Here is an 18,081-nt window from a genome sequence, read left to right as displayed (position 1 = left end):
GTGAGACAACCGATGCTCAACGTCTATCTTGCGGGAGAAATACACACCGACTGGCGAGACACCATCATCAACGCCTGCGAGGGACTGGAGATCGAGTGGTACGGGCCGGTGACCGACCACGGCGCGTCCGACGACTGCGGCGTCGACATCTTCGGGGCCGAGGACGACAAGTTCTGGCACGATCGCAAGGGTGCGCTGCTGAACGCCATTCGAACGCGAACCGGACTGGAGCAGGCCGACGTGCTCGTCGTCTGCTTCGGCGAGAAATACCGGCAGTGGAACGCCGCCTTCGACGCCGGCTATGCCGCGGCGCTTGGCAAGCCGATCATCGTGCTCCACCCGCCCGAGTTCGACCATGCGCTGAAGGAAGTCGACGCGGCGGCCAACGCAGTGGCGCGCACGCCGCAAGAGGTGGCGCGGGCGCTGCGCTATGTCATCTCAGGCAAGCTCTGAGACGCAGCCAACGTGGCTGTCGCGCGTTTGGGATAGCTGCGGCGCTGGATTTCCGGACGGAAGACTGCTGAGTCTGAACGTCGAAGTCCGGAGATGCCGACTTCGGTGATTGCCTGGGAGGTGCGTCATGGCCTTCGCGGTATACGTCGTGCTGACGGTCCTGCTCCTCGTCGCCACCGCGATCCCCTTGCTGCCTCTGGCGCACGGCATCGCTCGGGTCGGTGATTTTCCACGCCAGCAGTTCCTGGGGCTCGCCTTGGCGCTGCTCGCGGCTGCGCCACTGTTCGCCGAATTCACGGTCGGCTGGTTGCTCATACTGCTGTCGATCATTGCGACGGCACTAACCCACGCGCGCCTGATCCTGCCATTCACACCGCTCGCTCGCAACCAGTCCGTCGGCTTCGATCCGCAACACGACAACGGTGACCGCTTTCGCCTCGTCGCGGCCAATGTAAAGATGTCGAACGAGAAGCGCGAAGCCTTCCGCCGGGAAATCGAACAGGCCGATCCCGACATCCTGGTGCTCATGGAGATCGACGAGTCCTGGCATGAAGCGCTGCGGCCGCTGACCCGTCGCTACCGACACGTGGTTTCGAAACCGCAGGACAACAGTTACGGCATCCTGCTGGCCTCACGCCTCGAAATCGCCGAAACCACGGTGGCATGCCTTCTGACCGACGGCGTCCCGTCGGTAATCACCACCGTGAAAACACCGAGCGGCCTGTGTTTCCGGCTCTACGCTATCCACCCCGAGCCACCAGTGCCCCACCGCGGCAGTGAGGGCCGCGACGGCGAGACCGCTCTCGTGGCTCTCAGGGTGAGGGAAGAGACGACGCCGGTCATTGTAACCGGCGATCTGAACGACGTTGCCTGGTCTCGCACGACCCGGCGCTTCCGCCGGGTGAGCCGGTTGCTCGACCCACGCATCGGTCGCATGGTGTTTTCGACTTTCGATGCACGGCTTCCGCTGCTGCGCTGGCCTCTCGACCATCTCTTTCATTCCGCCGAGTTCCGCCTGGTCGCAATGCGCCGCCTGCGGCCACGCGGATCCGATCATTTCCCCGTCGCGTTTGACCTCGCTCTTTGTCGGGAGCCGAAGGCGGAAGCAACACCCGAGCCTGCATCGGCGGAAGACCTCGAACGGGCATTGCGACTTGTGAGAGAAGCGGCAACGCGGGAAGAGACCCCGATCGGCAGCGACTGGGAGAAATGACACGCGGAACCGGCGGCCGCGGAGGGCATCGCTTCGCCGACCGCAATCGGCGACCTACCTACCCTCCCTTCGGCGTCGCGCCAGTGCGGCACGCGCCGGGCTTCGAGAAGTTCCTTAGCCGATCAGGAGTACCAGGGGCCCTGTACCACCTCTGTCTCGGCCTCCGACTCCTGAACCAGCCTGGCGAAGGCCTCCGGATCGCTGTCGCGATAATGGTACGGATAGCAGACCGCTGGCTTGAACTCGGCCACCGCGGACGCTGCCTGCTCTACATCCATCGTGAAGGGCAAGTTCATCGGCACGAAGGCGATGTCAATGCCGGTCAGCGCGCGCATTTCCGGGATATCTTCCGTATCGCCGGCGATGTAGACCCGGCGACCGTCGATCGAAAGCACATAGCCATTGTCGCGGCCTTGCGGATGATATTTCAGCCGGTCCTCGGTAGTGTTGTAGGCCGGTATGGCGTCGATGCCGACGTCGCCGACGGTTGCGCTGTCGCCATTGCCGATCGAGGTCGCCTTCTCCTTCAGTCCGTCGGGCAGCATGTCGAACACGGCGGGGTTGGTCACCAACTGCGTACCATCGGTCACAAGCGCATTCAGCGTGTCGACATTGTAGTGGTCGCCGTGCTGATGGGTGACAAGGACCAAATCCGGCGCCGGATGGCCCTGATAGGCGGCGGCCTCGCCGACCGGATCGTTGTAGATCACCAGCCCAGGCACCGTCATGACGAAAGAGGCGTGCGCGATCGGATGGATGGTGATCTTGCCGCCCTCGGTGTCGTAGCTGTCGCCTGCCCCTTGGGCGCGGCCATGGAATGGCATGAAGGTGGTGGCGGCAAGGCCGGCAACACCCAGCTTGAGCGTCTCGCGTCGGGAAAAGGTCATTGTCTCCTCCGTTTTGCTGGAAGACCGGATGGCCATCGCTGCGTTCAAGAAGACCTCGACTTTCCCACATCTCGCCCTGCGGGCAACTGACGAAAGCGTGAAGGGGCGCCGGTCAGCCGGAGCCCGCCGCGGAAACGCGCCTTTTCACAAGCGTCTTCGGCGCTTGCATCCGCCACGCGCGATCGAGGCGGTGGATCAGTTCCTCCTCCGAAATCAGCCGGATGCGCACGAGCACCGACGGCCAACCGCGATAATGATCCGCCTCGAAGTAGATATCGGGGGCGGCCTCGATCAGCAGTTGCTTTTCTTCGAGCGGGCACATGATGACGACGGTGTCCGCATCCTTGACCCGGCACAGCATCTTTTTGCGCACCTTCAGCGAAGGATTGCCGTAGGAGGTCGAGGCCTCGATCTCCGGCAAGTCACGCGCAGCGCGTTCAATGCGCGCCACGGCAAAGTCGAACTCCGCGCTCATCGGTGTCATGCTGAACCGCAACTGCGCAACCGGCAAGCACGACTGCCATAAGGCGGTCAACTCAGCCGCCATAACGTGTCAGGAGGCGGTCAGGCCGCAAAACGCTGGGAATCGCCGCCATAATAGCTGACATAGCGCCCGGCGATCCATTCCACCGGCAGCACGACGAGCACGTCGGTGGTACAGAAGTCGTCATCGATCACGCAGCCGTCGCCGAAACGCGCGCCGACGCGCATATAGCCCTTAATAAGCGGCGGCATCTCGGCCAGCGCGGTGCGGCTGTCGATCGCCTCGTTGGGCATGAGGTCCATGTTCTGGTAGCGCTCGGCGACTGCGCGCACCTTCCATTCGCCCTCGGCGCCGCAATTATGGGCCAGGTAGGAAAGCGCCCGCGCATGAGCTGCCGGCACGGTACCGGGAAACGAGGCGCAGCCGGTCATGACATCGACACGATGGTGATGGATGTAGGCCCAGATGCCTTGCCAAAGCAGTTCGACGGTGCGCTTGGAACGGTATTCCGGCAGGACGCAGGAGCGTCCGAGTTCGAGGAAGCGCCGATCGGCGTGGCGGGCAACGAGCGTGTCCAGTTCGAACTCGTCGGTCGAATAAAAGCCGCCGGCGGTGTTGGCGATCTCCTGGCGCAGCAGCCGATAGGTACCGACGATACGCTTGTGCTCTGGCATCGGCAGTGCGGTATCGAAGACCAGCAAATGATCGCAGACGGCGTCGAAACTGTCGGAATCGCGCTGCTCCAGATGCTGCGATACCTGCCCGCGCGCTCCGAGCTCGTCGTAAAATACCCTGTAGCGGACCGCCTGCGCGGCGGCGATCTCGCTGGCGTCGCGCGCCAGGCGCACCTCGAGCTTGCCGATACGTCCGAGAATCCCGTCGAGTCCGGTCTGCGGACCGGGGACAGCGCCCAGACCGCGCGCGGCAACCGAAGGTAGATCCTTCTCCATCGCGCGCGTAGGCATGGTGATTCTCCCTCGTCGCGAGACCGTTCGGGCAGATACGAAGCCACTGCTACAATAGGATGACAGGGGATTCGCCGCAAGCACGGCGTGATCAGGCGGCCGCCTGCTGCCTCACCGCCTCAACAAGCTCATGCGGATCGAGAGGCTTGGTCACGAAGCCGTTGGCGCCATGCGAGATGACGTCGTGGCGGGTCTTTTCCTGGCTGTCGGCGGAGAGAACCATGATGGGTGTCGCCGCATGGCCCTTTTCTTCTTCGTGCTTGCGAATGAGCGCGATCGCGTCGAGGCCGTCCATGACCGGCATGTGGAGATCCATCAGAACGATGTCGAAGGGACGGGCGGCGCGGGCCTTGCGCACAGCCTCCACCGCAGACTTGCCGTCGCGCACATGTTGGACCGAATAGCCGGCCTTTTCGAGCACCGAACGCGCCATCAGGGCATTGATTTCGTTGTCCTCCGCGATCAGTACATGAAGCCGGGCGGCCGGCCTCGCGGCGGCGGTGCGCGGGCGCTTGATCTCGAGCCGGTGGACGGTCGCGTGCGGCATCTGATCGACCGTGCTGTGGGTCAGGACGCGCAGCATGGTTCCGCCGCGCACCGGGCGTGCGAGGAAGGTGGAATAGCCGGTCGCGCGGTACTGGAAAAGCCGCCCCCGATCGGTCGGAGCGATCAGGATCACGGCATCGAAGGCTTCCCGCGCGGTGTTGCGCAGTCGCGACAGCACGGCGCCGTCGCTGCCCTCGAACGCTGCATCGACAAGCACGGCCTCGAAGCGGCGTTCCCCGCGCAGCATCTGTTCGGCATCCGCGGGACTGCGCGCGACAACGGCACTGCCGCCATGCGCGCGCACGGTGTCGACCATCGCTTGCGCCTCGACAAGGTTCTCCGAAACGATCATCACCCCCATGCCGTGCAGCGCGGTAGGCCGATCGGGGGAGAACACGGTTTCGGCCGGCAACGGCATTTCGAAAGAGAAGCTCGAGCCTTTGCCGACCTCGCTTTCGACCACGATGCGGCCGCCCATGGCATCGACAATGCGTTTTGAGATGGCGAGGCCCAGCCCGGCGCCGCCATGCTTGCGCGTCGGCGTGCCGTCGGCCTGCTCGAACTCGCGGAAAATGCGGCTGATCTCGGCTGTCGTCAGCCCCGGACCGCTGTCGGTGATGCTGAATTTGAGCACCGGAGGTTCGCCCTCGGGGCTGATTCCAACGCGCACCTCGACACCACCCTCCTCGGTGAATTTCACCGCATTGCCGATCAGGTTGAGCATGACTTGGCGCAGGCGACCCGGATCGGCGTCAATGACCGCCGGTACGCCGGGTTCGACATGGCAGCCCAGCCCGATGTCCTTGGCGAAGGCCCGCGCGGCCATCAGTTCGACGACGTTCTCGACGAGTTCGCGAGGCGACATCTTCTGTGGCTCAAGTTCGAGCCGGCCCGCCTCGATCTTGGAGAAATCAAGCAGGTCCTCGATGAGCGCCAGCAGTGCGTTGGCTGAGGTCGACACGGCACCGACATAGGTGCGTTGCTCGGGCGACAGGTCGGTGTCGGCGAGCAACTTGGCCATGCCCATGATGCCATTCATCGGCGTGCGGATTTCATGGCTCACCGTGGCGAGGAAGCGCGACTTGGCCTGACTGGCGAATTCGGCGCGCTCGCGCGCGGCAATCAGGGCGGTCTCTGCCTTCTTGCGCGCGGTGATGTCACGGGCGATCGTGCGGTGCGAGACGGTGCCGGTTTCATCGTCGCGCACGGACAGCTCGATCCAGGAAAACCAGCGTGTCCCTTCCGCCGTCTCGATCGGCACATCGGCCGAGCTCAGGCACTCGCCCTCGGCGAAGGCGGCATCCGAAACCATCCCGACATCGACGCCAAGCTCGTCCAGCGTGCGTCCGCAGAGGTCGCGCGGCTGGCGCCCGAACATGTCGGCAAAGACCTTGTTGGCGTAGACGATGCGGCCATCGCGGTCGCGGTGAACGACGAGATCGCCGAGCGCGTCGATGAGGCCACGAAAGCGCTCCTCGCTTTCGTGCAACTCCCACATCCGGTCGGCGAGAGATTCGATCTCCTCGCGGGTTTTCTGGGCTTGGGAGACCGTTTGCGCCTCGATGCGGCGCTCCTCCGCGATCATCAGCGCAAGAACGCCAAGCCCTGCCAGCCCGGTCGCGGCCAGGCCATAGCTGACGATCGGAGGCGCCCCGTACATGAACGACAGGCATGCAAAGACCAGCACCAGAACCAAAACCGCAAGCGTCCCAATCCCGTAGCGGTTGTGGGTGCGGTAGAGTGTGGACGAGGCGCGCGCCAGGCCGCCGGGTGCATCCCTCGCGCTCCGGCGCAACGCGATCTCCTGCGATGGCCCGCGATGCGTCTCCATGCCCGGACCATAGCTGGCACAGATTAGGGAAGATTTTGGCGGCCCGCTAAAATTTTAGCGAACGCTCACGCGCCCATGTCGACGACGACGCGACCGCGAACGCGACCCTCCACAATGGCCCCCGCCGTTTCCATGATCTCGCCGAAGCCGATGGTCGTCGAAAGTGCCGCCAGCTTCGCCGGGTCGAGGTCGGCGGCGAGGCGGCGCCAGGCCTCCTCGCGCAAGGCGAGCGGAGCCATGACCGAATCGACGCCGAGCAGAGAGACGCCGCGCAGGATAAACGGCGCCACGCTGGCCGGCAGGTCCATGCCCTGGGCCAGCCCGCAAGCGGCGACCGCGCCGCCATAGGAGGTCATCGACAGGACGTTGGCCAGCGTGTGGCTGCCGACGGCGTCGACCCCGCCGGCCCAGCGTTCCTTGCCGAGCGGCCGAGCCGGCCCCGAGAGTTCATCCCGCGAAATGATCTCGGTCGCGCCCAGATCCTTCAGATAGGTCTCTTCGGACGTTCTGCCGGTCGACGCGATGACGTGATGGCCAAGCCTCGAAAGGAGCGAAACAGCGACCGAACCGACGCCTCCTGCCGCACCCGTCACCACAACCGGACCGCGTTCCGGCGTGATTCCGTGTCGTTCCAGCGCCATGACGCACAACATCGCGGTGTAGCCGGCCGTGCCGATTGCCATCGCCTGCTGGACGCTCATGCTTTCCGGCAACCCCACCAGCCAGTCGCCGTTGACCCGCGCGCGCGCGGCATAGGCGCCCATATGGGTTTCGCCGACGCCCCAGCCGTTGAGGATGACCTTGTCGCCTTCCTTCCAGCGGGAATGGCCGGATTTGAGCACGGTTCCGGCGAAATCGATGCCTGGGACCATTGGAAACCGGCGAATCACCGGCGCTTTACCGGTGATTGCCAGGCCATCCTTGTAGTTCACCGTCGTCGCCTCGACGGCCACCGTCACGTCGCCCTCCATGAGGTCGGCCTCCGAGATTTCGCTGACGGAGACGGACTGCTTCTTTTCCTCGTCACGCGTGACGAGGATGGCTCGGAAGGTGTCGGACATTTCTCTCCCCGGTCGTTGTTCGATTGGCGAAGACTGTGCTGGGTCGCGGCAAACAGGTCAACCGCGCTGACGACGCCAGGCGAAAAACTCCTCCAGCAGCACGAGGCCGGCACCCACCGTAATCATCGCATCGGCGAGATTGAACACAGCGAAGGACCAGTTCGGCGTGTGGAACAGCACGTAGTCGACGACGTAGCCGAGCGTGACGCGGTCGATCAGATTGCCGAGAGCGCCGGCGACAATGAGCGCAAAGCCCAGCCGTGCAGCCAACTGGCTTTGATCGGTGCGCGAGGCCAGCCAGAGGATAAACAGCACCACACCGGACGTCATAATGATGAGCGACAGGTCGCCGAGCGAGGAAAACAGCGAAAAGGCGATGCCGTAGTTGTGCGCATAAAAGAGCGCCAGGAACGGCAGCAGGTCGATCTGCTCGTGCAGCGTCATGTTTTGCGTCACGAGCCCCTTGATCCACTGGTCAAGGACGATGCCCGCCGCGGCGACCAGGACGCAGGCGAGCAGCCTCATGCGCCGTCTTTCTCCAGAGTGAGTGCCGGGCGACGAATCTCGTAGAGCATGACGCCTGTTGCGACCGCGAGGTTAAGCGAATCGGCGCGGCCGGCTTGCGGAATACGCAAAAGCCGGTCGCAAGCGGCGGCCAGGGTCTCCGGCAGGCCCTGCTGCTCGTTACCCATCAGGAGCAGCACCGGCTTGCCTTCGAAATCGACGCTGCGGTAATCGACCGCGCCCTTCAAATGCGTGCCGGCAACAAGGCCGGCAAACCCGGCACGCCAGGCCAGAAAGTCCTCCTGCGTCGTCTTCACCACCGGAACGGCGAAAACAGACCCCATCGTGGCGCGCACCGTCTCGATTCCGAAGGGATCAGTGCAGTCACCGACCAGAATGACGCCTTTGGCGCCGACGGCGTCCACGGTGCGAATGATGGTGCCGAGATTGCCCGGGTCGCGGACCCGGTCGAGCGCCACCCACACGTCGCCCCGTAAAGGCGATACCTTCCCCAGCGGCATCCATCGCTGCTCGAAGACGCCGGCGACCATCTGCGGATTGTCGCGCCGGGCAATGGAGGCCATCAACTTCTCGCTCGCTTCCAGCACCAAGCCACCGGCCGCGAAGACCCGGGCCGCGGTGGCCTCGACAGTGCGGTTGCCAAGCGCTGATTTGGCCAGAATCATGGTGCGCACACGCCAGCCGAGATCGAGCGCCTCGATCACCAGCTTCAGCCCCTCGGCGAGGAAGGCATTCTGCTGGTCGCGGAATTTCTTCATCGCCAGGGCGCGGATATCCTTAACGATCGGGTTGGAGAGGCTGGTTACCTCCTTTACCTGGCCGGAACGCCGTATCTCGCCGCCGCCTGCCCTCATTTCGGAACCCAACGCGAGAAAAGCGAAGTCGACAACGCGCGGCCCGCCGCCTTTTCGCGAATCACCAGTTCGCCCGATTCCACCCGCCCGCCGAAGCCGGCAAGGGCATCGCGCATCAGCGTGTGGATCGCAAAGAAGGAGGACCGGATCGAATAGGCAGTCAGGACAAGGGCCAGGGGCCGTTCGCCGAGGATGGCCCGGCAGTTGCCGACCATGGCCGGAAGATGCTCGAAAAGCTGCCAGACCTCGCCCTTGGGGCCGCGGCCGTAGGCCGGCGGGTCGAGGAGGATGATGTCGTATTGCCTGTCGCGGCGCACCTCGCGCTCGACGAATTTCGCGGCGTCCTCGCAGATCCAGCGAATCGGTCGGTCGGCAAGCCCGGCGACCTCCTGGTTTTCGCGCGCCCAGGTGATCGCCTTCCTGGACGCATCGACATGGGTGACCTCAGCGCCGGCGCGCGCCGCCACCAAGGAGGCGAGGCCGGTATAGCCGAAAAGGTTGAGCACCCTGACCGTCCGCCCCGCCGATCTGATGCGCGCTTCCATGTCGGCCCAGTGCGAGGCCTGTTCTGGAAAGACGCCCACATGACGGAAGGAGGTGAAGCGGCCGAGATAGTCGATGCCGTCATGGCGCATCGGCCAGGTCTCGCCCAAAGGCGCTTTTGGGAACCGCCAGCGGCCCATGCCTTCTTCGTCTGTATCGCCCGTGAAGATCGCATCGGCCGCCGCCCACTCCGCGGCCGGCAGAGCCCGCGCCCACAGCGCCTGTCCCTCAGGCCGAACAATGCGATAGGGACCATACTGTTCGAGTTTTTCACCATCGCCGCTGTCGAGCAGCGCATAGTCGGCGTTGGGGTTGACTTCGAGAATCAATGGCACCGTTTCGGCTGGCAAGGCGCCGCTCGGCCGGACGGTGCGGTCGCGCTCAGCGGCTGCCGGCACCTGCCTGCGTTCTGCCTTCGCAGCTTTGCCTGATGACGACGCCCGCTCTGCGCCGGCCTTGGCCGGCGCGCGCGATCGCCCGTGGCGCCTTTCGCGCGGCTGTTTCATCTGGAGCATAGTCCACTCGGCATCGCCGGCTTTTGGCACAGCGCCCGGAAACGCGCAACGCGGTCGCCCGTCAGGAAGAAAGCGCCTTGTAGACCGCGACCCCGGCGGCAAGGTCTTCGATCGCGGCGCCCACCGATTTGAACAGCGTGATCTCGTCCGCGCTTCGGCGACCAGGTGTTTCGCCGCGGGCCAGGCCATAAAGGTCGCCGACAATCGCGTCGCGGGAAAGCACGCCGGATTCCAAAGGCTGGACGATGTCGCCGGCCTCCTTTGTGGCCCCGCCAAGCGTATCGACATAGACGCTGGCAGCCCTGATCGCGTCGTCGTCGGCCTCGCGCATCGTCGGCGTAAAACCTCCGACAAGGTCGACATGAACGCCCGGACGCAGGGCCGCGCCGGCGATCAGGGGTTCGGTTGAAATGGTGGCGGCAGAAACAATATCGGCGCGACCGACCTCCGCGGCCAAATCACCGGCAACCGAGGCCGCTATGCCCATTTCCCGCAGGTCGGCGGCCACTTTTTCGGCATTGGCGGGCGTCCGGTTCCATATCCGCACCTCGCGGATCGGCCGCACGGCCGCGTGTGCCTGGGCGAGAAAGCGGCTCAGCGCGCCCGCACCGACGATCAGCAGTCGCGCGGCGTCCTCACGGGCGAGATAGCTCGCTGCAAGCGCGGAAGCGCAGGCCGTGCGCCATTGCGTCAAGCGCTGGCCGTCGATCAACGCCAGCGGCTCGCCGGTCTTGCCGTCGAGCAGCAGGTAGAGCGCCATCACGGCAGGCTTGCCGATCTGGTTGTTGTCGGGCGAGACAGTGGCGATCTTGACCCCGACATGGCCGCCGGCGGAGGTTCCGGCGCGTGTGAAATCGTTCCAGGCCGGCATCAGCAGCAAGGTGGACGCGGCGCCATCCGGCCGTTCTATCGTGTGGTGATGCCTGACCGGCTGTACCGCGCCGTCGCGGAACGCTGTCCGCAGGGTCTCCACCAGACCCGCAAAGCTGAGCGCGGCGTCGACCTCGCTGGCGGCGATCATGCGCATGGCGAACTCCGGTACCTGTAGCGAGAAGAGCGAAAGAGACTGGCGACGTCAGCCACGGGTCGCCGGCACCCCTGTCCCGGCATCTTCCCCACCAGCCGGCGGCCGGGTCTGCTGGAGCAGGTTCTGCACCTCACGGCGTTTCTCGCGCGCCTCGCGCCGGTAGCGTCCCTGCCGGAGCCAGGTCGCTACGCTGCCCAGAACAAGACCGATCGCCAGCGAGACGAAAAGGAGGACGAAAAGAGGCAGTTCCACAGTCAGCGCGCCATTGCCGGGATTGAACGGGTCGAGCGTGAAGGCGGCCGGAGTCCGGTTGGCGACCGCCAGCGCGATCAGCACCACCGCCACCGGCACCACCACCACCACAAGCACGACGCGGTTCAACATGTGCGCTCCTGCATATCCAGACAACGCCTACCGGGTAGCGCGCGCGCCCGGGCTTAGCAAGTTCCCGGCGCCTATTTGGAGTTGAGGCGCTCGCGCAATTCCTTGCCGGTCTTGAAGAAGGGTATCCACTTCTCCTCCACCTCGACAGCATCGCCGGTGCGCGGGTTGCGGCCGACACGCGCCGGCCGGTTCTTGACAGAGAATGCGCCGAACCCGCGCAACTCCACCCTGTTGCCGTCGGCCAGCGCATCGGTGATTTCGTCGAAGATAGCATTCACGATGTTTTCGACATCGCGCAGGAACAGGTGCGGATTGCGGTTGGCAATCGTCTGCACAAGCTCGGATTTGATCATTGGCCCGTATCCTGTCTGCCCCGAAAATCATTTATTGTTCCGGGATTTATCGTTCCCCCGTCGTGCCATGATCAGGTTGCCAGAGGGACACCAGACCGTCAAGGAAGAGGCGCTCTGCGCCAAGCCTTTCCGGAAGGTTCAGGCGCCCGCCGGCAAGCCCTAGTCCTTCTGCGATTGCGGCGCCAAGAGCGTCGAGCAGGAAATAGGATGCACGGTCGGGCTTGGGCTTCCACTCGATCACCTCGAGCGAGGCGTCAACACCCTTCGATTTGAGCCAGGCGACGGCCTCCTCCTCACCGCCCAGCGTGTCGACAAGCTTGCGTTCCAGAGCCTGACGGCCGGTGAACACGGAACCGTCGGCCAGTCGCTCGGCCTCGACGCGCGAAAGCGGCCTGCGATCGGCGACCAGCCCGACAAACCAGTCGTATGAATCGAGGATCATGGCCCGCAACATTGCCCGTTCCTCTTCCGTCGTCGGGTTAAACGGCGACGGCTCCGCCTTGAGCGGCGAGGACTTCACCTCCTCGAGCTTGATGCCGACCTTGTCCATCAGCCCGGTCAGGTCGGGAAACTGGACGAGGACACCGATCGAACCGACGATCGAGGACTTGCGCGCCACGATATGGTCGGAGGCGCTGGCGATCATGTAGCCTGCCGATGCCGCGAGCGTGCCGACCTGGGCAACAACGGGCTTCTTGTCGGCGAGCTTGCGCACGGCCTCGAAGATCGCCTCGCCGCCGGCGGTAGTGCCACCCGGCGAGTCGATGTTGAGGATGACTCCCTTCACCGCGTCGGACTCGGCGATCTTGTCGAGGCGTTCAAGCAGTTCCTCGTCTTCGGTGATGGTGCCTTCAATACGGACCTTGGCGATCTGGTCGGCACCCTGTCCCGGCAGCCCGTCGCCGAAGGCCTGCCAGGCGAAGGCAGCAATCGCCAATGCCGCGACCAGCAGCGCCGCGACACGCCAGAAGGTGAGTTTGCGCCGCAACCTGCGGCGATCGATCAATTCATCGGCTCTGAGCGCCATCTCCTGCCTCGTTCGCTGGACGGAATATCCCGGCTATCTAGACCTAAAGCAGCGCGAATGAAACGCCCGCTACCCGGTCGCGCGCACGTCTATCAGCGTTGGGACGAGGCTGGAGAAAGAAAAAACGAGGGCGGGAACGCCTTTGTCATCCAAAAATAACCATATTGGACTGGAATTCGACAGACGGGCGTGTATCCCGACCCACAGGGTTTCCTTGGGGGTCGCATCACGCGGGGTATTCACCGGGCAAATGGCAATGGCGCAGACTTCCGCGGAACAGAGCAGCGTCGCCGCAGGCGGCAACGCATCCGCGCGCCGCGACGAGGCCGCCTTCCTGGAAGCAAAGCGACATTCAACGCGGGTACGCGCCGTCAAACTCGCGCTACCTGTCATCGCAGCGGCGTTGGCGGCCGGCTTCTTCGCCTATTCCTACGCGCTTTCTCCGACGGGGCTTGCCATCGATGTCGAGGCGACGGCGATCCGCGACGGCAAGCTGGTGATGGCAAACCCGAAGGTCAGCGGCTACACCGACGAAAACCTGCCCTACACCATGACTGCCATACGCGCGATCCAGGATCTGTCGCAGTCCGGATTGATCGAACTGGAGGAGATCGACGCGACGTTTCCGGTCAGCGGCGGCAATGAGGCAACGGTGCGGGCGGCGACCGGCAAGTTTGACGAGGCCGGCAATACGCTTGACATCACAAGCCCGGTTACGTTCAAGACCAGCGACGGCATGACGGCCAATCTTGAATCGGCCTTCATCAACATCGATGCCGGGGAGCTCTCGACCGAAAAGCCTGTCGACATTGTGCAGACCGGCTCGCGGATCACCGCCGACAGTTTCCAGGTGCTCGAAAAAGGCAAGGTCTTCGTTTTCGAAAAGCGCGTTCGCGTGACGATCGAGCCAAAGCAGACGTCCGGTGAACCGGGCACGGCAGCGGGTGACTGACATGAACCGGATTTCCAGCGCCCTCACCGCGATCGTGTTCGGACTTTCCCTCGCGCCCGCCTATGCACAGACCAGCGAGACGTCGCGCGTGACGGGGCTCAAGTTGTCGGGCGACGAGCCGATCCAGATCGAGAGCGACCGCCTCGAAGTGCGCGACCAGGAGGGTCTGGCGATCTTCACCGGCAACGTCAACGTGGTCCAGGGCCCGACGGTGCTCAAGTCCGGTCGCATGCGGGTCTTTTACCTCAAGCAGGATGATGGGAGCACCTCGCCGATCGCGGGCGCGGGGGCCGGCAACATCGAGCGTCTGGAAGTCGACCAGAAAGTTTACGTCAAGACCGAGACACAGGTCGCCACCGCCGACGCCGCCACCTTCGACATGAAGACCGAGATACTGGTCATGACCGGCAAGGAGGTGGTGCTGTCCGACAGCGGCAACGTGGTGGTCGGCTGCAAGCTGACCGTCCACATGGCGACCGGCCAGGCGCTTCTTGATGGCTGCGACAAGGGCGCCAACGCGACCGGCCGCGTGAAGATGCTGCTCAACCCCAAGTCACAAAGCCAGTAAGGGCCGGGCATTTGACGGTCTTCTCGCGGCTTCTCGGCAGGTCGGACGGCGACGGATCGGCAGCGACCGGCGTCCGACCGGACCGGGAACGCTACAAGGGTACGCTGATCGCAAGGGGCCTTTCCAAGAGCTATCGCGGCCGCGCGGTCGTCAGCGGCGTATCGATCGGCCTGCGCGCCGGCGAGGCCGTCGGCCTGCTGGGACCCAACGGGGCCGGCAAGACCACCTGCTTCTACATGGTCACCGGTCTCATCCCGGTCGACGAGGGCATGATCGAGATCGACGGCTTCGACGTCACCTCGATGCCGATGTACCGACGCGCAAGGCTCGGCATCGGCTACCTGCCGCAGGAAGCCTCGATCTTCCGCGGCCTCACCGTGGAAGGCAACATCCGCGCGGTGCTCGAAGTGGTGGAAAAGAACCGGCGGCGGCGCGAGGAAAAGCTCGACGAGTTGCTGGAAGAGTTTCACATCCCGCATCTGCGCAAGGCGCCGGCGCTGTCGTTGTCCGGCGGTGAGCGGCGCAGGCTGGAGATCGCGCGCGCGCTGGCCTCCAATCCCAATTTCATGCTCCTCGACGAGCCCTTCGCCGGCGTTGACCCGATCGCGGTCTCGGACATCCAGCAGCTCGTGCGCCACCTGACGGCGCGCGGCATCGGTGTCTTGATCACCGACCACAACGTTCGCGAGACGCTCGGCCTCATCGATCGCGCCTATATCCTGCACGCCGGGCAGGTCCTGACCCATGGCCGGGCCAGCGACATCGTCAACAATCCCGACGTGCGGCGGCTTTACCTCGGCGAACGCTTCACGCTGTGATTTCGGCCCTGATCGGCCCGAAGCGTTGCGAATGGTTTACCAACTCAGCGCCCGAGAGGACCGTCAGCGCGCCTTTTGCTTGACAAGCAAGACGCGGGCCAGTTTCCTTATGTGACGTAATTCGTCCGGAATTCCGCCGGATGGGGCAAACGCGGAGCCGGGATGGCCCTGACAGCCAAGTTGCAGCTGCGCCAGGCGCAGTCGCTGGTCATGACGCCGCAACTGATGCAGTCGATCCGGCTGCTGCAGTTCACCCATGCCGAGCTGGAACGCTTCATCGACGACGAGATCGAGCGCAATCCGCTGCTTGAGCGCGGCGACGACGAGGCCCCTGAGCTTGAGCCGGCAGACGATGTCCAGCGCCGCGACGACACGACCGAGGAATGGTTCGAAGCCGACCTCGACCCGAGCGCCGAGAGGCTGGCCGGGCGGCTGGACAGCACGCTGGAAAACGTCTTTCCCGACGATCCGGGCGGCGGCGACCGCCTCGGCCCGGAACTCATGGCCAGTTGGCGCTCCGGCCTGGGCGCCGGCCCGGGCACCCATGCGGGCATGACCGATGGGTTCGATCTCGAGGATGTGGTGGCCGCGGCGCCGACCCTGCGCGACCACGTCCACCAACAGCTCGTCTTCCTTTTCTCGGGCATGCGCGAAAGGTTGATTGCCGCCGAACTGGCCGACGGCCTCGACGAGTGCGGTTACCTTCGACTCGAGCTCGACGACGTCGCCGACCGCCTGGGCGCGCCGCTGGCGGATGTCGAGGGCGTGCTCGCCGCGTGCCAGACAGTGGACCCAGCGGGGATGTTTGCCCGGGACCTTGCGGAATGCCTTGCATTGCAACTCGCGCGGCGGCAGCGGCTTGACCCGGCGATGCGAGTGCTCGTCGACCATCTCGACCTCCTGGCAAGGCGCGACTTTGCGACGCTGAGAAAACTATGCGGCGTCGACGAAGGCGACCTCATCGACATGTTGGCCGAAATCCGCACCCTGGACCCGAAGCCGGGTTCGGCCTTCCTGCACGACGGGATCGAGACCATCGTGCCCGACGTCGTGGTCAAGGCGGCGCCCGACGGCAGTTGGGCGGTGGAACTCAATCCAGACGCGCTGCCGCGCGTCCTTGTCGACCAGACCTATTTCGCCCGCGTGTCGGCCGACGCCGGCTCGGATGCCGACCGGGCCTTCCTGTCGGAATGCCTGCAGAACGCCAACTGGCTGACGCGCAGTCTCGACCAGCGTGCCCGCACCATCCTCAAGGTCACCTCCGAGATCGTGCGCCAGCAGGACGCCTTTCTGGTCCACGGCATCCGCCACATGCGGCCGCTCAACCTCAAGACGGTCGCCGACGCGATAGGCATGCACGAATCGACGGTCAGCCGGGTCACTTCCAACAAATACATGATGACCCCGCGCGGCATGTTCGAACTGCGCTACTTCTTCACCTCGGCGATCGCCTCGGCGGAGGGCGGCGACGCGCACTCCGCCGAGGCGGTGCGCCACCGCATCCGCGAGATGATCGACGAGGAAACGGCGGCGAAAGTGCTCTCCGACGACGCCATTGTGGATATCCTGAGGACAACCGGCATCGACATCGCCCGGCGCACGGTCGCGAAGTACCGGGAAAGCATGAGCATTCCCTCATCGGTGCAACGCCGGCGCGAAAAGCGGGCGCTTGCGGCGGCGGATCGCTGAGCGCGCGCACCGCCGGGCGATCTTCCGTTCGGAAAAATCCTCGCGTTGACAAAGCTCCCGACAGGGAATAGAAGCCCGCCACCCGAACGGCGGCGACATGTTCGCGCCGCGGCAGGATGATGACGGTAGCTCACTCCGGAACAATGGCTTAGGCCCTGGCGTTGATGACGCTGCGAAACCTTGTGCGCAGCGGCCACGGGTATAAACTCGCAATCGTGTTTGGTCTGGAGAGGAAAGGTCGGCGTTCAGATGGGCCTGCGAATTTCTGGCAAGCAGATGGAAATCGGCGACGCGTTCCGCACCAAGATCGATGACAGGATCGCCGAGGCAGTGGACAAATATTTCGACGGGGGATTTTCGGGCCGGGTAACGGTCGAAAAGTCGGGATCCCGCTATTCGGCTGACTGCATGCTCCATCTCGACACCGGAATGGCGCTGCAGGCCGAGGGCCGGGCCCAGGATCCGCAGGCCGCGTTCGATGCGGCGGCCGACCGGATCGAAAAGCGGCTGCGCCGCTACAAGAGGCGGCTGAAGTCACACCAGGGCGCGCCACAGGAAGCGGCCTGGACCGACGCAGCCTACCGGGTCATGGCGCCGGTCGCCGAGGAGGACGAAGAGGTGCCGGAGGACTTTTCCCCGGCTGTAGTCGCGGAGTCCTCGCTGCAGTTGAGGACCATGACCGTCGCCTCCGCCGTCATCGAACTCGATACCAAGGACAGTCCGGTCTACGTGTTCCGCAACGCCGGCACCGACAGCGTCAACATCGTTTACCGCCGCGCAGACGGCAATATCGGCTGGATAGACCCGTCCGAGACATCCGGCACGGCCTAGTCCCGTTTCTGACGACCGCGCCACCCGCCCTAGAGGGCCCGGCACCGCGGGAGCAGAGGAAGGAATGCAGAAAAATGGATCTCAGCGATCTGATCGAGGTTTCGGCAGTGATGCCGGCCTTGAAGGCGAATTCGAAAAAGCAGCTGCTCCAGATGCTGGCCGAGAAGGCGAGCCAGATCACCGGTATCCCGGAGCGCGAGGTTTTCGACACGATCCTGCAGCGCGAGCGGCTTGGCTCGACAGGTGTCGGCAACGGTATCGCGATCCCGCACGGTAAACTGCCGGGCGTGGAAGCTATTACGGGACTTTTCGCGCGGCTGGAAACGCCGGTCGAGTTCGAGGCCCTGGACGACCAGCCGGTCGACCTGGTGTTTCTGCTCATCGCACCCGAGGGGGCGGGTGCCGACCATCTGAAAGCGCTGTCGCGGATCGCGCGAGTGTTGCGCGATCCTGACACCGTGGCGAAGATCCGCGGCACCAAGGACGCCGCGGCCATTCACACTTTCCTGGCCTCCAAGCCCGCCTCGCACGCTGCCTGAGCGCTCCAAGGTTCGA

The 18,081-nt window shown here is 64.6% G+C and carries 20 protein-coding genes; 8 read left to right on the top strand and 12 right to left on the bottom strand.

Features of this window, described 5'->3' with window-relative positions; translation table 11 throughout:
* Positions 1-12 precede the first annotated feature (12 nt).
* Positions 13-453, top strand: coding sequence for a YtoQ family protein (locus tag FQ775_RS20465; RefSeq protein WP_146302037.1), 441 nt, complete (start codon positions 13-15; stop codon positions 451-453).
* A gap of 148 nt (positions 454-601) precedes the next feature.
* Positions 602-1,666 carry an endonuclease/exonuclease/phosphatase family protein gene (locus tag FQ775_RS20460; protein WP_167813074.1) on the top strand — a complete coding sequence of 355 codons (1,065 nt, stop codon included), beginning with the start codon at positions 602-604 and terminating at the stop codon, positions 1,664-1,666.
* Between the two features lie 122 nt (positions 1,667-1,788).
* On the opposite strand, the gene FQ775_RS20455 is transcribed toward FQ775_RS20460, so the two are convergent.
* The 12 genes from FQ775_RS20455 to sppA all read right to left on the bottom strand — a co-directional run bounded on the left by FQ775_RS20455 (position 1,789) and on the right by sppA (position 12,668).
* Positions 1,789-2,553: an MBL fold metallo-hydrolase gene (locus tag FQ775_RS20455; protein ID WP_146300827.1), complete on the bottom strand. Its 765-nt coding sequence runs from the start codon at positions 2,551-2,553 to the stop codon at positions 1,789-1,791.
* 112 nt (positions 2,554-2,665) lie between these two features.
* Positions 2,666-3,028 (bottom strand): MmcQ/YjbR family DNA-binding protein, encoded by a 363-nt coding sequence (locus FQ775_RS20450; RefSeq protein ID WP_146300826.1) that lies wholly within the window; start codon positions 3,026-3,028, stop codon positions 2,666-2,668.
* Positions 3,029-3,117: 89 nt separating this feature from the next.
* On the bottom strand, positions 3,118-4,002 hold the full coding sequence (olsB, locus tag FQ775_RS20445) for a l-ornithine N(alpha)-acyltransferase (RefSeq protein WP_246730191.1): 885 nt from the start codon (positions 4,000-4,002) through the stop codon (positions 3,118-3,120).
* 91 nt (positions 4,003-4,093) lie between these two features.
* Complete coding sequence (locus tag FQ775_RS20440) at positions 4,094-6,379, bottom strand: response regulator (protein ID WP_146300825.1); 2,286 nt, start codon at positions 6,377-6,379, stop codon at positions 4,094-4,096.
* A 65-nt stretch (positions 6,380-6,444) separates the two neighbouring features.
* A complete protein-coding gene (acuI, locus tag FQ775_RS20435; RefSeq protein WP_146300824.1) occupies positions 6,445-7,440 on the bottom strand; it encodes an acrylyl-CoA reductase (NADPH) in 996 nt (331 codons plus the stop codon).
* Positions 7,441-7,497: 57 nt separating this feature from the next.
* The gene (lspA, locus tag FQ775_RS20430; RefSeq protein WP_146300823.1) at positions 7,498-7,965 is read right to left on the bottom strand and encodes a signal peptidase II; all 468 of its coding nucleotides are present in this window, start codon (positions 7,963-7,965) and stop codon (positions 7,498-7,500) included.
* The gene (locus tag FQ775_RS20425; RefSeq protein ID WP_146300822.1) at positions 7,962-8,819 is read right to left on the bottom strand and encodes a TrmH family RNA methyltransferase; all 858 of its coding nucleotides are present in this window, start codon (positions 8,817-8,819) and stop codon (positions 7,962-7,964) included. The genes lspA and FQ775_RS20425 overlap by 4 nt, the downstream gene beginning before the upstream one ends.
* Entirely contained in the window at positions 8,816-9,868 is a 1,053-nt protein-coding gene (locus FQ775_RS20420) for an RsmD family RNA methyltransferase (RefSeq protein ID WP_146300821.1), read from the bottom strand. Before FQ775_RS20420 ends, FQ775_RS20425 begins: the two co-directional genes overlap by 4 nt.
* Positions 9,869-9,938: 70 nt before the next feature.
* Positions 9,939-10,904: a bifunctional Delta(1)-pyrroline-2-carboxylate/Delta(1)-piperideine-2-carboxylate reductase gene (lhpI, locus tag FQ775_RS20415; RefSeq protein WP_146300820.1), complete on the bottom strand. Its 966-nt coding sequence runs from the start codon at positions 10,902-10,904 to the stop codon at positions 9,939-9,941.
* A 48-nt stretch (positions 10,905-10,952) separates the two neighbouring features.
* Positions 10,953-11,288, bottom strand: a complete 336-nt coding sequence (locus FQ775_RS20410; protein WP_146300819.1) for a lipopolysaccharide assembly protein LapA domain-containing protein — start codon at positions 11,286-11,288, stop codon at positions 10,953-10,955.
* Positions 11,289-11,359: 71 nt separating this feature from the next.
* Positions 11,360-11,641 carry an integration host factor subunit beta gene (locus tag FQ775_RS20405; protein ID WP_146300818.1) on the bottom strand — a complete coding sequence of 94 codons (282 nt, stop codon included), beginning with the start codon at positions 11,639-11,641 and terminating at the stop codon, positions 11,360-11,362.
* A 46-nt stretch (positions 11,642-11,687) separates the two neighbouring features.
* Complete coding sequence (gene sppA, locus FQ775_RS20400) at positions 11,688-12,668, bottom strand: signal peptide peptidase SppA (RefSeq protein WP_146300817.1); 981 nt, start codon at positions 12,666-12,668, stop codon at positions 11,688-11,690.
* A gap of 256 nt (positions 12,669-12,924) precedes the next feature.
* On the opposite strand from sppA, the gene lptC reads away from it, so the two are divergent.
* The 6 genes from lptC (at position 12,925) to ptsN (ending at position 18,065) form a co-directional block, all read left to right on the top strand.
* Entirely contained in the window at positions 12,925-13,620 is a 696-nt protein-coding gene (gene lptC / locus FQ775_RS20395; RefSeq protein ID WP_167813072.1) for an LPS export ABC transporter periplasmic protein LptC, read from the top strand.
* A 1-nt stretch (position 13,621) separates the two neighbouring features.
* Complete coding sequence (locus tag FQ775_RS20390; RefSeq protein WP_146300815.1) at positions 13,622-14,188, top strand: LptA/OstA family protein; 567 nt, start codon at positions 13,622-13,624, stop codon at positions 14,186-14,188.
* Positions 14,189-14,292: 104 nt separating this feature from the next.
* The gene (gene lptB / locus FQ775_RS20385) at positions 14,293-15,006 is read left to right on the top strand and encodes an LPS export ABC transporter ATP-binding protein (protein WP_246730399.1); all 714 of its coding nucleotides are present in this window, start codon (positions 14,293-14,295) and stop codon (positions 15,004-15,006) included.
* A gap of 162 nt (positions 15,007-15,168) precedes the next feature.
* The gene (gene rpoN / locus FQ775_RS20380) at positions 15,169-16,695 is read left to right on the top strand and encodes an RNA polymerase factor sigma-54 (protein WP_146300813.1); all 1,527 of its coding nucleotides are present in this window, start codon (positions 15,169-15,171) and stop codon (positions 16,693-16,695) included.
* 249 nt (positions 16,696-16,944) lie between these two features.
* On the top strand, positions 16,945-17,526 hold the full coding sequence (gene hpf, locus FQ775_RS20375; protein ID WP_146300812.1) for a ribosome hibernation-promoting factor, HPF/YfiA family: 582 nt from the start codon (positions 16,945-16,947) through the stop codon (positions 17,524-17,526).
* Between the two features lie 74 nt (positions 17,527-17,600).
* On the top strand, positions 17,601-18,065 hold the full coding sequence (gene ptsN, locus FQ775_RS20370; RefSeq protein ID WP_146300811.1) for a PTS IIA-like nitrogen regulatory protein PtsN: 465 nt from the start codon (positions 17,601-17,603) through the stop codon (positions 18,063-18,065).
* Positions 18,066-18,081 lie beyond the last annotated feature (16 nt).

It is taken from the genome of Nitratireductor mangrovi, assembly GCF_007922615.2.
Classification (GTDB): domain Bacteria; phylum Pseudomonadota; class Alphaproteobacteria; order Rhizobiales; family Rhizobiaceae; genus Mangrovimarina; species Mangrovimarina mangrovi.
This window is presented reverse-complemented; position numbering and strand designations above follow the sequence as displayed.